Raw genomic sequence first — 12,356 nt, 5'->3', positions numbered from 1 at the left:
TGAAATACGGCATGAGACAAAGGGCGCTGGTGCGCCCTCATAACAAGGTCGCCCCATGCCCCATCACCCTATTGCGCAGCCGCAGGAGGCTGCGCCGCTGCTCAGCCCCGAACAGCGGGACGCCCTGACGCACTGTCTGGCCCGCTTTGGTCAGGAACCCGGTGGCCTGCTGCCGCTGCTGCACTCCCTGCAAGATGCGCTGGGCTTCATCCCGCGCGCCGCCGTGCCCGCCATTGCCGAGGCCCTGAATCTTTCGCGTGCCGAGGTCCATGGTGTTGTCAGCTATTACCCGCATTTGCGCGAGCAGCCGCATGGCAGGACGCTGATCCAGATCTGCCGGGCCGAAGCCTGCAAGTCGCGTGGTGGCGATGCACTGTTCGCCCATGCGCAAGAGACACTGGGCTGCCAGGCCCATGGCACGAGCGCCGATGGCAGCGTGACGCTGGAGCCTGTCTACTGCCTGGGGCTGTGCGCCCAGTCGCCGGCCGTGATGGTCGACGAGAGCGAAGTCCATGCGCGGATGACTGCGGATCGGCTCGATGCCCTGCTGGAGGAAATACAGCAAAAACGACTTGAAACTAAGGCAGATGAAGCGCAAGCAGCTATCGAAAATGAAGCTGTTGCTGCCACGCGCATCTATGTGCCGCGCGATGCCGCGGCCCTGGCCGTGGGCGCGGATGCGGTGGCCCAGGCGCTGCAGCGCGAGTGCGCGGCGCGAGGCCTGGCGGTGGAGCTGGTACGCAACGGCTCGCGCGGCTTGCTGTGGCTGGAGACCCTGGTCGAGATTGAGACTGCACAGGGCCGCGTGGCCTACGGCCCGGTTCAGGCGGCTGACGTGCCGGGTCTGCTGGACGCCGGCATGCTGCAGGGCCAGTCCCATGCGCTATGCCATGGGCTGACCGAACAGATGCCTTATCTGGCACGGCAGGAGCGACTGACTTTTGCGCGCGTGGGCATCGTCGATCCGCTGAGCCTGCGGGACTACGAGGCCCATGGCGGCTGGCAAGGCCTCAGGGCCGCTGCAGCCATGGCGCCCGAAGCCATCGTCCAGCAGGTGCTGGACTCCGGCCTGCGCGGTCGCGGCGGGGCGGCATTTCCCGCGGGGATCAAATGGAAGACCGTTGCGGCTGCACCAGGGTCGCAGAAATACATTGCCTGCAATGCCGACGAAGGCGATTCGGGCACGTTCGCCGACCGTCTGCTGATGGAGGGCGACCCGTTCTGCCTGATTGAAGGCATGGCGATCGCTGGTCTGGCCGTGGGTGCGACTCAGGGCTATATCTATGTGCGCAGCGAATATCCGCACTCGATTGTGATGCTGAACGAGGCGATTGCACGTGCCAGTGCGGCGGGCTGGCTGGGCGCCAATGTGGCCGGCAGCGGCAAGGCGTTCTACCTGCAGGTGCGCAAGGGAGCGGGCAGCTATGTCTGCGGCGAAGAGACCGCCATGCTGGAGAGCATCGAAGGCAAGCGCGGCATTGTGCGCGCCAAGCCGCCGCTGCCCGCGATCGAAGGCCTGTTCGGCAAGCCCACGGTCATCAACAATGTGATCACGCTGGCGACCGTACCCATCATCCTTGCCAGGGGCGCGGCCTTCTATCAGGGCTATGGCATGGGCCGCTCGCGCGGCACGCTGCCGTTCCAGCTCGCGGGCAATATCGCGCGTGGCGGACTGGTGGAAAAAGCTTTCGGCCTCACGCTGCGCGAGCTGGTGCAGGACTTTGGCGGCGGCACGGCCAGCGGTCGGCCCATCAAGGCCATTCAGGTTGGCGGCCCGCTGGGCAGCTATGTGGCGCCCGAGAACTGGGATGATCCGCTGGACTACGAAGCCTATGCAGCCAAGGGCAATGTGGTCGGCCATGGCGGTCTGGTCGTGCATGACGACAGCGCCGATATGGCGCAGTTGGCGCGCTATGCCATGGAGTTCTGCGCCATCGAGTCCTGCGGCAAGTGCACGCCCTGCCGCATCGGCTCCACGCGGGGAGTGGAGGTGATAGACCGCATCACGCGTCAAGGCGGTGCAGAGCATGCGGCCAATGTGGCGCTGCTCGAGAGCCTGTGCGACACCATGCAGCATGGCAGCCTGTGCGCCATGGGCGGCATGACCCCCTATCCGGTGCGCTCTGCGCTACAGCACTACCCGCAGGACTTCGGTATCGAGCCCGTGCAGACCGTGAACCCCGCCTGAGGAGAGAGCCATGCTGGAACATCTGAAGAACACCGATTGCGGAACGCCTGCCAGTCTGTCCGAGGAGCTGGTCACGTTGCATATAGACGGCCGCGAGGTCACCGTGCCCAAGGGCACATCGCTGATGCGCGCCGCTGTCGATGGTGGCATCAAGGTGCCCAAGCTCTGTGCCACGGATTCGCTGGAGCCCTTTGGTTCCTGCCGGCTGTGTCTGGTGCAGATCGAGGGGCGCAAGGGCTTTCCTGCGTCCTGCACCACACCTGCCGAAGCGGGCATGAGGGTGCGCACCCAGAGTCCGCAGCTGCAGGAGCTGCGCAAGGGTGTGATGGAACTCTATATCTCCGACCACCCGCTCGATTGCCTGACCTGCTCGTCCAACGGCGACTGCGAGCTGCAGGACATGGCCGGAGTGGTCGGCCTGCGCGAGGTGCGCTATGGCATGGATGGAGCCAACCACTTCAAGGGCGAGGCCAGGGCCGAGGTCGATACCTCCAACCCGTATTTCAACTACGACCCCAGCAAGTGCATTGTCTGCAATCGCTGCGTGCGCGCCTGCGAGGAAACGCAGGGCACGTTTGCGCTGACGATCAGCGGACGCGGTTTCGAGTCGCGCATCACGGCAGGTCAGGGCGACGGCTTCATGGCCAGCGACTGTGTGAGCTGCGGCGCCTGCGTGCAGGCCTGTCCTACGGCCACGCTGCAGGAAAAGACCGTGGTCGAGCTGGGGCAGAGCGAGCACAGCGAGATCACGACTTGCGCCTACTGCGGCGTGGGCTGCGGCTTCAAGGCCGAGATGAAGGGCGAGCAGGTGGTGCGCATGGTGCCCTGGAAGGACGGCAAGGCCAACGAAGGCCATGCCTGCGTCAAGGGGCGTTTTGCCTGGGGCTATGCCACGCACAAGGACCGTATCACTCAACCCATGATCCGCGCGAAGATCACCGATCCCTGGCGCGAAGTGAGCTGGGAGGATGCCATTGCCCACGCGGCCAGCGAGTTCCGCCGCATCCAGGCCAAGCATGGCAGGGACTCGATTGGCGGCATCACCTCGTCGCGCTGCACCAATGAGGAAACCTATCTGGTGCAAAAGCTGATCCGCGCGGCCTTCGGCAACAACAATGTCGATACCTGTGCGCGTGTCTGTCACTCGCCCACGGGCTATGGCCTGGGCCAGACCTATGGCACATCGGCAGGCACGCAGACCTTCAAGTCGGTCGAGCACTCCGATGTGATCATGGTGATAGGCGCCAATCCCACGGCGGCGCACCCGGTGTTCGGCTCACGCATGAAAAAGCGGCTGCGTGGCGACGCCCGGCATGGCGATGCCCGGCGTGCCGGCGCCGGCCTGATCGTGATCGACCCGCGCGAGATCGAGCTCGTCAACTCGCCCCATATCAAGGCCGACTACCACCTGCAGCTGAAGCCCGGCACCAATGTGGCCATGATCACGGCGCTGGCCCATGTGATCGTCACCGAGGGTTGGCTGGCCGATGCCTATATTGACGAGCGCTGCGATGCCAAGTCCTTTGCGCAATGGAAAGAGTTCGTCGCCAGGCCGGAGAACTCGCCCGAGGCCACGGCCGACATCACCGGTGTGGCTCCCGAGCTGGTGCGTGGTGCGGCGCGGCTGTATGCATTGGGCAGTGCGGATCATCCGCAGGGAAGGCAGGTCAACTCCGCCATCTATTACGGCCTGGGCGTGACCGAGCATGCCCAGGGCTCGACCATGGTCATGGGCATTGCCAATCTGGCCATGGCTACGGGCAATGTGGGTCGTGAAGGTGTGGGCGTGAATCCCTTGCGCGGGCAGAACAATGTCCAGGGCTCCTGCGACATGGGCAGCTTTCCGCATGAGCTGCCGGGCTATCGCCATATCTCGGACAGCATCACCAGAGCCGAGTTTGAAGGCGCCTGGGGCGTGAAGCTCAGTCCCGAGCCGGGTTTGCGCATTCCCAATATGTTCGAGGCCGCGCTGGAAGGCAGCTTCATGGGCCTGTACTGCGAGGGCGAGGACATCGTGCAGTCCGACCCGAACACCCAGCATGTGACGGCAGCGCTGTCGGCCATGGAGTGCGTGGTGGTGCAGGACATCTTCCTCAACGAAACCGCCAAGTACGCCCATGTGTTCCTGCCCGGATCGTCCTTCATGGAGAAGGACGGCACCTTCACCAATGCCGAGCGTCGCATCTCGCGCGTGACCCAGCTCATGCAGCCGCTGGCCGGCTATGCCGACTGGGAGGTGACGCAACTGCTGTCCAACGCGCTGGGCTATCCCATGAACTACGCCCATCCGCGCGAGATCATGGCCGAGATCGCGGCACTGACCCCGACTTTCGCGGGCGTGAGCTACGAGAAGATAGAGCGCCTGGGCAGCGTGCAGTGGCCCTGCAACGAGGGCACCGAAGAGGCGGGCACGGCCATCATGCACCAGGATAGATTCGTGCGTGGCAAGGGCCGCTTCATCATCACCCAGTACGTGGCCACCGATGAAAAGGTCACGCAGCGCTTTCCGCTGCTGCTGACCACGGGGCGCATTCTCTCGCAGTACAACGTGGGCGCGCAGACGCGGCGCACGGCCAACAACCAGTGGCACGGTGAGGACAGGCTCGAGATTCATCCGCATGACGCACAGGACCGTGGCATCCGCGATGGCGACTGGGTGGGCATTGAAAGCCGCGCCGGCCAGACGGTGCTGCGCGCCACGGTGACAGAGCGCATACAGCCCGGCGTGGTCTACACCACCTTCCATTTCCCCGAGTCGGGCGCGAATGTGATCACCACCGACAGTTCGGACTGGGCCACCAACTGCCCCGAGTACAAGGTGACGGCCGTGCAGGTATTGCCCGTGGCGCAGCCTTCAAGCTGGCAGCAGGGCTACAGGCGTTTCAACGACCAGCAGCTCGGTCATCTGGCCGCAGCCCAACTGGAGATGGGAAGTCAGTGATGGATGTGAACAACCTGATCCGCATGGCCAATCGCATAGCCGAGTTCTTCGAGGCCATGCCAGAGCATGACGAGGCGCTCGACGGTGTGGCCCAGCATATCCAGAAGTTCTGGGAGCCGCGCATGCGGCTTCGCATTCTGGCGGCTTTGAATGAGCCTTCGGAGGCTGCGCAGCTGCGGCCTCTGGTGCGCGATGCGTTGCACAAGCATGCCGCGCTGCTGAGGCCTGTGCAGGCATAGCACAGTGCGCCAGACGGTAGCGGCATGCATCCATCCGGAATGTGTTGCGGGTATATTGGGTCTTCAGATCCCTGATCTGAGCCGCTGCCCGCGATCGAATGGCCGCGGCTTTTTTTGTTGGCCATCTTCATGATTTCCGAATCCGTCAAGAGCTCTTTGATGAGCGCACACCTGCGTCTTCTGGGCATGGCCCTGATGTGGGGCGCTTCCTGGCCGGCAGGCCGCATTCTGGCGCTCAATATGCCGCCTCTGGCGGCATCGGCGCTGCGCTTTTTGCTGGCTGCGACCCTGTTGCTGCCCTGGCTGTATTTCTCGGGCGGGCTGGGTGCTCTCAGGCACTGGTCTGTCAAAACCTGGCTGGGCATGTTTGCCGCAGGCGCGACCGGGGTGTTCGGCTACGCCAGCTTTTTCCTCACGGGTCTGCAGTATCTGCCTGCGGGAAAGGCGGCGCTGCTCATCACGCTCAATCCGGTGGTCACGCTGGCGTTTGCGGTGTGGCTTTTCAAGGAGCGCATCAACGCCACCATTGCGCTGGGCATGTTGCTGGCGGCCTGCGGCGCCATGGTGGTCATCTCACATGGCGACCCCATGCAATTGCTCAACGGAACGGTAGGGGTGGGCGAGATGCTGATTCTGGGCTGCGTGGCCTGCTGGGTTTGCTACACGCTGATTGGCCGCGCCATGCTGGCAGGCGTGGATGCGCTGGCTGCGACCACCGTGACTTCCATTTTTGGCGCCTTGCTGCTTCTGGCCGCCAGCCTGGTGCTGGAAGGCCCGCAGGGGCTGGTTTCGGCATTTCAGGCCAGCGGCACTGCCTGGACTGCCATGGTCTTCATGGCCTATGGCTCCACGGCCCTGGCTTATGCCTGGTACTTCGCGGGCGTCAAATCGCTGGGCGCAGGTGCGGCCTCGGGCTATATCACGCTGGTGCCGGTGATCGGCGTGCTGCTTTCTGCCCTGCTGCTGGGCGAGAGCATTGAAGGCGCCATGGTGCTCGGCGGCGCCATGGCGGTGCTGGGTACAGCCGTGATGAACTGGGGGCGTCGGTCAACAGCCTGAGGTTGGAGCTCATGTTTGATAGCATGAAGCGCTTGTAAAGAAAGCATTTCAAGCCGATTTGGTTAATATGGGCCTGGCTTGTTCAGGGTGCGAAAGCCGCTGCTGCCTGCGGCTCAAGCCTGGTTGATCGTGCCAGCGTTCACGATCATCTGGGAGATCACCTCCAACTGATGTTCGGCTGCTGCATCGTCGATCTCGAACAGACGCATGACGGCCAGGCCTCGCAGCGCAGCAAACACCACAGATGCAAAGTGGCTGGGCTGAGGATGGCGCTCGGCGATTTCCGGGAAAACCTTCACGAAGTGTTCGAAGGAGGCTGGGTCATGCTGGGAGCGGTGCGCGTTGATGCGCTCGAATAGCGGTGTGCTCTTGCAGCCGAAAAACATGCTCCAGGTCGCTACATAGCTGGGTTGGGCATAGACGCTTTGCCAGGCCCTGCGCACGAATTCGCGAGCGCGCGGCTCCAGCGGCAACTGCGCGGCATCTTCGGGCCAGCCCGCGCCCGCAGCCGCCAGCGGCGCCATGATTTCATCGACCACCTGCTCCATCAGCGCCTGACGGCTGCCGAACTGGTGCTGCACCGCCCCCAGCGTGACTTTGGCGCCACGCGCAATTTCCTGCAGATTGGTCTGCTGAAACCCAACCTTCTGTAGCAGCCGTATGGCGGATTTGATGATCTTGCGCTGAGTGGTCTGACTGCGTTCTGCCTGGGTACGGCGGGGGGCGGTTTTGCTTCCTGTTTGATTCATGGGCTGCGTGTGTGATTCATAAGGCGTCGATGACGCACCACACCAGATGCTACACGCTCCGGCACTGACGGCTGGATGGGCCTGCTTGGGTAATTTCACCCTCGGGTAATCCATGATAAATAAAGATTAAACGTTTAATGTTTTATGTTTTAGACTCCGCCTCCATTGTTGTTCATCAGCGACCTTGGAGAGCGAGTCAGCTTCCGAGGGCTCTTATTGGAAACCGCCATGTCACGCTCTGTTTACTGCCTTCCCGCCGACGACCGCACCAATGGATGGAGCGCGCTGCTGGGAACTCGCCAGCCGAAGGCGCCGCTGCAGGGCGATGTGGCGGTGGACTGGGTCATCGTGGGCGCCGGCTATGCGGGGCTGGCGGCAGCACGCCAGCTGGCACAACAGCAACCTGATGCTTCCATCGCCGTGGTGGATGCGGGCGTGGTGGGGGAGAACGCCTCGGGCCGCAACTCGGGCTTCGCGATCGATTTGCCGCACAGCTCGGCGCCTTCCGATGCTGCGGTCGAGGCGGGCCGCCGCGTGATCCGCGTCAACCGCTTTGCCGTGGATGCACTGGAGCGGGCAGTGACTGAGCACAGCATCTCCTGTGGCTGGCAAAAGCGCGGCCGCTACCACGTGGCGGTGACGGAGGAGGTGGCGCAGAAGTCGCTCAAGCCCTATGCACGCAATCTGGATGCCTGGCAGGAGTCCCATGAATATCTGGATCGTGATGCGCTGCGCCAGCGCATAGGCACCGATTACTACGCGGCAGCGGTCTACACGCCGGGCACGCGCCTCATGAATCCCGCGGCGCTGGTGCGTGGTCTGGCCGACAGCTTGCCGTCCCAGGTACAGCTGTTCGAGAACTCGCCGGTCATCGAGGCGAAGCTCGAAGGCGCGGCTCCCTTTGTCCGCACGGCCCAGGGCAGCATCCGTGCGCGCAAGGCCATTCTGGCCGTCAATGCGTTCTCGCAGTCATTCGGCGTCTACCAGGAGCGCCAGGTACCGATTCTGCTGTTCGCCAGCCTCACCCACCCGCTCAGCGATGCCCAGATCGCTCAGCTGGGAACGGATGTCGCCTGGGGTGTGACGCCCGCGCATGGCGTGGCGGGTTCCACGGTACGGCTGACGCACGACCGGCGGCTGATGATCCGCCAGGGGTTCGAGTATTCACCCAGCCTGCGCACCACTGACGGGCGCCGCGCCAAGGCCAGGGCCATGAACCAGGCGCTGTTGCGCCGCCGCTTTCCACAGCTCGGGGCCATCGAACTCGAGCATTTCTGGATGGGCTGGCTGGCGGTCTCGCACAACCATGCGCCCGCCTTTGGCCGGATTGGTGACAACGCCTGGGCAGCGTCCTGCTGCAACGGCTCGGGCATCGTGCGCCATACCGCTGCCGGCATGCTGATCGCCGACCTGGCGCTGGGCCGCAAGACCCCGCTGATCGACGACTTCCTCGTCGAGGGCACTGCCAACTACATCCCGCCGCGCCCGCTGCGCGACATCGGCGTGGGACTCACGCTGGCATGGGATATGTGGCGCGGCAGGGCCGAGCAGTAAGCGCTTTTCGGATCCGCATAGGTAGATATAGATAACAGGAGACAAACCATGCATACCCCTTCCTCCAACGGGCATCTGGAGCGCAAGCTCAAGAACCGCCATATCCAGCTGATTGCGCTGGGCGGCACCATAGGCACCGGGCTGTTTCTGGGCTCGGCCGGCATCATCGAGCTGGCCGGCCCTGGCGTGCTGCTGGGCTATACCATCGGCGGCCTGCTGATCTTCTTCATCATGCGTTTCTTGGGCGAAATGCTGGTCGAGGAGCCTTCTGCCGGTTCGTTCAGCTATTTCGCCAATCGCTACGTGGGGCGCTTTGCCGGTTTCCTGTCGGGCTGGAACTGCGTGGCCCTCTATGTGCTGGTGGGCATGCTGGAGCTGACCGCCGTGGGCAAGTTCATCCAGTTCTGGTGGCCCGATATCCCGGTCTGGGTGACGGCCGCCGTTTGTTTTGTGCTTATCAACGGCGTGAACTTCATCAACGTCAAGGCCTATGGCGAGTTTGAGTTCTGGTTCGCACTGATCAAGATCGTGGCCGTGGTGGCGATGATCGCTACGGGCATCTACCTGCTGTCCACCACGCACAACCCCACACAGACGATCAGCAACCTGTGGACGCAAGGCGGTTTCCTGCCGAACGGCGTCAAGGGTCTGTTCATGGCTTTTGCCTTCATCATGTTCGCCTTCGGCGGCGTGGAAATGCTGGGCTTTGCCGCTGCAGAAACCGAAGAGCCGCGCAAGGTCATCCCCAAGGCGATCAACCAGCTCATGGTGCGCGTGCTGCTGTTCTATGTGGGCTCGATGGCCGTGCTGCTGTCGCTGACGCCCTGGACTGATCTGGTGGCCCAGCTCAAGGCCGGTGGCGGCACCTACAGCAGCAGTCCCTTTGTGCTGGTGTTCTCGGGCATGGGCGAGCACCTGGCCGCGCATATGCTGAATTTCGTGATCCTCACCGCTACGCTGTCGGTCTACAACAGCATGGTCTACAGCTCCAGCCGTCTGCTGTATGGCATGGCCCAGGAAGGCAACGCACCGAAGTCGCTGGCTGAAGTCAACAAACGCGGTGTGCCCGTGAAGGCCATCGTCTATCCCGGCATCGTCACTGCCTTCTGCGTGGTGCTGAACTATGTGGCGCCTGCCGGCGTGATCGAGCTGCTGATCTCGTTGATCACGGCGGCGTTGGTGATCATCTGGACCATCATCATCATTTCGCACCTGAACTACCGCAAGCTGCATGATGCCAAGGGCACGCAGCGCAGCTTCAAGGCGCCGCTGTTCCCGCTGACCAACTACATCTGTCTGGCGGCCATGGCGCTGGTGGTGGTCGTGATGCTGCTCACCCCCGGAGTACGTGCCTCTGCCTATGCCATTCCGGTGTGGGTGCTGGCGGTCTATGCCATGTACCGCATGGTGTTTCGCCAGCCCGTCCGGCTGGTGCAGACTGCGGTTTGATTGAATGAGGGCTTGCGCAGACCTTGGCGCCAGCCTGTTGTAACCCCTGAACCTTGAGAGCACTTCGATGAACTCCACTGCAACCTTTTATCCCGCGCCCGGCGGCATGCCCTTCTCTTCCGCAGTCCGCGCAGGCGGCCTTCTGATGCTGTCGGGGCAGATCCCCTTCGGCGAGGACAAGCGCCCGCTCACCGGCCCCATCGAAGAGCAGACACATGCCGTGCTCAAGGCCATCGCGGCGCGGCTGGAGGCTGTGGGCAGCTCGCTGGACGATGTGGTGAAGGCCAATATCTGGCTCAGTGACCTGGCTCATTTCGATGCCTTCAACAAGGTCTATGCAAGCTATTTCAAGGAAGGCCGTTACCCGGTGCGCAGCCTGGTGCAGGCCCAGCTGGTTTTTGGCGTTGGCGTTGAGATCGAAGTCCAGGCGCTGGATAAAACCGCCTGATCGCGCCATCATCAACTTCATTTTTTTCAGGAAACCTCCTCATGACCGATTTGTTCGAAAACCCCATGGGCCTGTGCGGCTTTGAGTTCGTCGAGTTCGCCTCGCCTGCAGACGGCGTGCTGGAGCCGCTGTTCGAGAAGCTGGGCTTCACGCTGGTGGCCAAGCATCGCTCCAAGGACGTGGTGCTGTATCGCCAGGGTGGCATCAATTTCATCATCAACCGCGAGCCCAGGAGTCAGGCAGCCTATTTCACGGCCGAGCACGGCCCCAGTGCCTGCGGCCTGGCCTTCCGTGTCAAGGATGCGCACAAGGCCTACAAGCGCGCGCTGGAGCTGGGCGCCCAGCCCGTGGACATTCCCACCGGCCCCATGGAGCTGCGCCTGCCCGCCATCAAGGGCATCGGTGGTGCGCCGCTTTACCTGATCGATCGCTACGAAGACGGCAAGTCCATCTACGACATCGACTTCGAGTTTCTGCCCGGTGTGGACCGCAATCCCAAGGGCCACGGTTTCCAGGTCGTCGATCACCTCACGCACAACGTTTACCGCGGCCGCATGGCCTACTGGGCCGACTTCTACAACAAGCTGTTCAACTTCCAGGAAATCCGCTACTTCGACATCCAGGGCGAGTACACGGGCCTGACCTCCAAGGCCATGACTGCGCCTGACGGCCTGATCCGCATTCCTCTGAACGAGGAAGCCAAGCAGGGCGGTGGCCAGATCGAGGAATTCCTGATGAAGTTCAATGGCGAGGGTATACAGCACATCGCGCTGCTGTGCGAAGACCTGCCCACGGCCATCGACAGCCTGCAGATGGCTGGCATTCCGCTGCTGACTGCGCCCAACGACATCTATTACGAGAACCTCGCCAAGCGCCTTCCCGGCCACGGCCAGCCCGTGGGCGAGTTGCAGTCGCGTGGCATCTTGCTGGATGGCACCACCGAAGGCGGCCAGCCACGCCTGCTGTTGCAGATTTTCTCCGAGCCGCTGTTGGGACCCGTGTTCTTCGAGTTCATCGAGCGCAAGGGCAACTACCGCGAAGGCTTTGGCGAGGGCAATTTCAAGGCGCTGTTCGAGTCCATGGAACGCGACCAGATCAACCGCGGCGTGCTCGAAACCGCCAAGGAGTGAGCACCATGAAGATCGATCGCTTCCGTACGGTGGACGACAGCGGCTGGCGTATTGGCGTCGCCATCGGCAACTAGGGGCTGGACTGCGCACCGCCGGCTTCATCGACCATGCGGGCATGTATCGACTGATGCGGGCCACGCGGCAAGAGCGCCAGGCCCTGCGCCAGGCGCTTTCCGAAGGCTTGCATTTTCCGGGCGCTACGGTGCCGGGTGTCTGCGGCCGTCATGAACTGGCGGTGGGTGCGCCGTAGCCTGAGCGCTTCAGCGGCTTGCTCAAAGCGGGTCGTAGCGCGCGTGCCTGGGGTTGAACCAGCGCAGTTCCTGCTTGCCCAGGCTTTGCAGATGCTCCCGCGCCTGTTGGACAAGAGGCATTTTCAGATCCTTGGGCTGCAGCGGGCGTGACTTGCCGGCTTCTTCCAGTCGCAGCACGCTGGCTTGCTCCCAGGTATCGCTATAGCTGCGCACCACAAGACTCAGGCCGCCCAGCGTAAAGCGGTAGATGTCGTACTCGTAGTAGTACTCGTAAAAGCCTTCGGCGTCAGCTTCGCTGGCGTCGATATGGTGGCTGAACTCCACCCGCATGATGTCCGTGTTCATGCC

At 63.0% G+C, this 12,356-nt stretch carries 10 protein-coding genes; 8 read left to right on the top strand and 2 right to left on the bottom strand.

Annotated features, from left to right (window positions below):
* Positions 1-55: 55 nt before the first annotated feature.
* The 4 genes from CSE6_RS12640 (at position 56) to CSE6_RS12625 (ending at position 6,427) form a co-directional block, all read left to right on the top strand.
* Complete coding sequence (locus tag CSE6_RS12640; RefSeq protein ID WP_034391652.1) at positions 56-2,188, top strand: formate dehydrogenase subunit gamma; 2,133 nt, start codon at positions 56-58, stop codon at positions 2,186-2,188.
* 10 nt (positions 2,189-2,198) lie between these two features.
* Positions 2,199-5,129, top strand: coding sequence for a formate dehydrogenase subunit alpha (gene fdhF, locus CSE6_RS12635; RefSeq protein WP_034391649.1), 2,931 nt, complete (start codon positions 2,199-2,201; stop codon positions 5,127-5,129).
* Complete coding sequence (locus tag CSE6_RS12630; RefSeq protein ID WP_034377791.1) at positions 5,129-5,368, top strand: formate dehydrogenase subunit delta; 240 nt, start codon at positions 5,129-5,131, stop codon at positions 5,366-5,368. The genes fdhF and CSE6_RS12630 overlap by 1 nt, the downstream gene beginning before the upstream one ends.
* Positions 5,369-5,527: 159 nt before the next feature.
* The gene (locus tag CSE6_RS12625; RefSeq protein WP_034391722.1) at positions 5,528-6,427 is read left to right on the top strand and encodes a DMT family transporter; all 900 of its coding nucleotides are present in this window, start codon (positions 5,528-5,530) and stop codon (positions 6,425-6,427) included.
* A 113-nt stretch (positions 6,428-6,540) separates the two neighbouring features.
* Here CSE6_RS12625 and CSE6_RS12620 read toward each other — a convergent pair whose 3' ends face one another.
* Positions 6,541-7,176: a TetR/AcrR family transcriptional regulator gene (locus tag CSE6_RS12620; protein WP_034355669.1), complete on the bottom strand. Its 636-nt coding sequence runs from the start codon at positions 7,174-7,176 to the stop codon at positions 6,541-6,543.
* A gap of 228 nt (positions 7,177-7,404) precedes the next feature.
* Between CSE6_RS12620 and CSE6_RS12615 the strand changes: the two genes are divergently transcribed.
* From CSE6_RS12615 to hppD, 4 genes are all read left to right on the top strand, one after another.
* Positions 7,405-8,730: an FAD-binding oxidoreductase gene (locus CSE6_RS12615; protein WP_034391646.1), complete on the top strand. Its 1,326-nt coding sequence runs from the start codon at positions 7,405-7,407 to the stop codon at positions 8,728-8,730.
* A 48-nt stretch (positions 8,731-8,778) separates the two neighbouring features.
* On the top strand, positions 8,779-10,179 hold the full coding sequence (locus tag CSE6_RS12610) for an amino acid permease (protein WP_034391643.1): 1,401 nt from the start codon (positions 8,779-8,781) through the stop codon (positions 10,177-10,179).
* Between the two features lie 67 nt (positions 10,180-10,246).
* Positions 10,247-10,627: a RidA family protein gene (locus CSE6_RS12605; RefSeq protein WP_003065871.1), complete on the top strand. Its 381-nt coding sequence runs from the start codon at positions 10,247-10,249 to the stop codon at positions 10,625-10,627.
* Positions 10,628-10,668: 41 nt separating this feature from the next.
* Positions 10,669-11,757 carry a 4-hydroxyphenylpyruvate dioxygenase gene (hppD, locus tag CSE6_RS12600; protein ID WP_003065874.1) on the top strand — a complete coding sequence of 363 codons (1,089 nt, stop codon included), beginning with the start codon at positions 10,669-10,671 and terminating at the stop codon, positions 11,755-11,757.
* 272 nt (positions 11,758-12,029) lie between these two features.
* Here hppD and CSE6_RS12595 read toward each other — a convergent pair whose 3' ends face one another.
* The gene (locus tag CSE6_RS12595; protein ID WP_052052998.1) at positions 12,030-12,353 is read right to left on the bottom strand and encodes a hypothetical protein; all 324 of its coding nucleotides are present in this window, start codon (positions 12,351-12,353) and stop codon (positions 12,030-12,032) included.
* Positions 12,354-12,356 lie beyond the last annotated feature (3 nt).

Source organism: Comamonas sp. E6 (assembly GCF_001010305.1).
Lineage (GTDB): Bacteria > Pseudomonadota > Gammaproteobacteria > Burkholderiales > Burkholderiaceae_C > Comamonas > Comamonas thiooxydans.
The sequence above is the reverse complement of the archived record's forward strand: the minus strand, read 5'-3'. Positions and strand labels throughout refer to the sequence as shown.

Excerpts from the sequence above, each read along its gene's own strand:
- CSE6_RS12640 (WP_034391652.1), top strand. The coding sequence starts at position 56 with ATGCCCCATCACCCTATTGCGCAGCCGCAGGAGGCTGCGCCGCTGCTC.
- fdhF (WP_034391649.1), top strand. The coding sequence starts at position 2,199 with ATGCTGGAACATCTGAAGAACACCGATTGCGGAACGCCTGCCAGTCTG.
- CSE6_RS12630 (WP_034377791.1), top strand. The coding sequence starts at position 5,129 with ATGGATGTGAACAACCTGATCCGCATGGCCAATCGCATAGCCGAGTTC.
- CSE6_RS12625 (WP_034391722.1), top strand. The coding sequence starts at position 5,528 with ATGAGCGCACACCTGCGTCTTCTGGGCATGGCCCTGATGTGGGGCGCT.
- CSE6_RS12620 (WP_034355669.1), bottom strand. The coding sequence starts at position 7,176 with ATGAATCAAACAGGAAGCAAAACCGCCCCCCGCCGTACCCAGGCAGAA.
- CSE6_RS12615 (WP_034391646.1), top strand. The coding sequence starts at position 7,405 with ATGTCACGCTCTGTTTACTGCCTTCCCGCCGACGACCGCACCAATGGA.
- CSE6_RS12610 (WP_034391643.1), top strand. The coding sequence starts at position 8,779 with ATGCATACCCCTTCCTCCAACGGGCATCTGGAGCGCAAGCTCAAGAAC.
- CSE6_RS12605 (WP_003065871.1), top strand. The coding sequence starts at position 10,247 with ATGAACTCCACTGCAACCTTTTATCCCGCGCCCGGCGGCATGCCCTTC.
- hppD (WP_003065874.1), top strand. The coding sequence starts at position 10,669 with ATGACCGATTTGTTCGAAAACCCCATGGGCCTGTGCGGCTTTGAGTTC.
- CSE6_RS12595 (WP_052052998.1), bottom strand. The coding sequence starts at position 12,353 with ATGAACACGGACATCATGCGGGTGGAGTTCAGCCACCATATCGACGCC.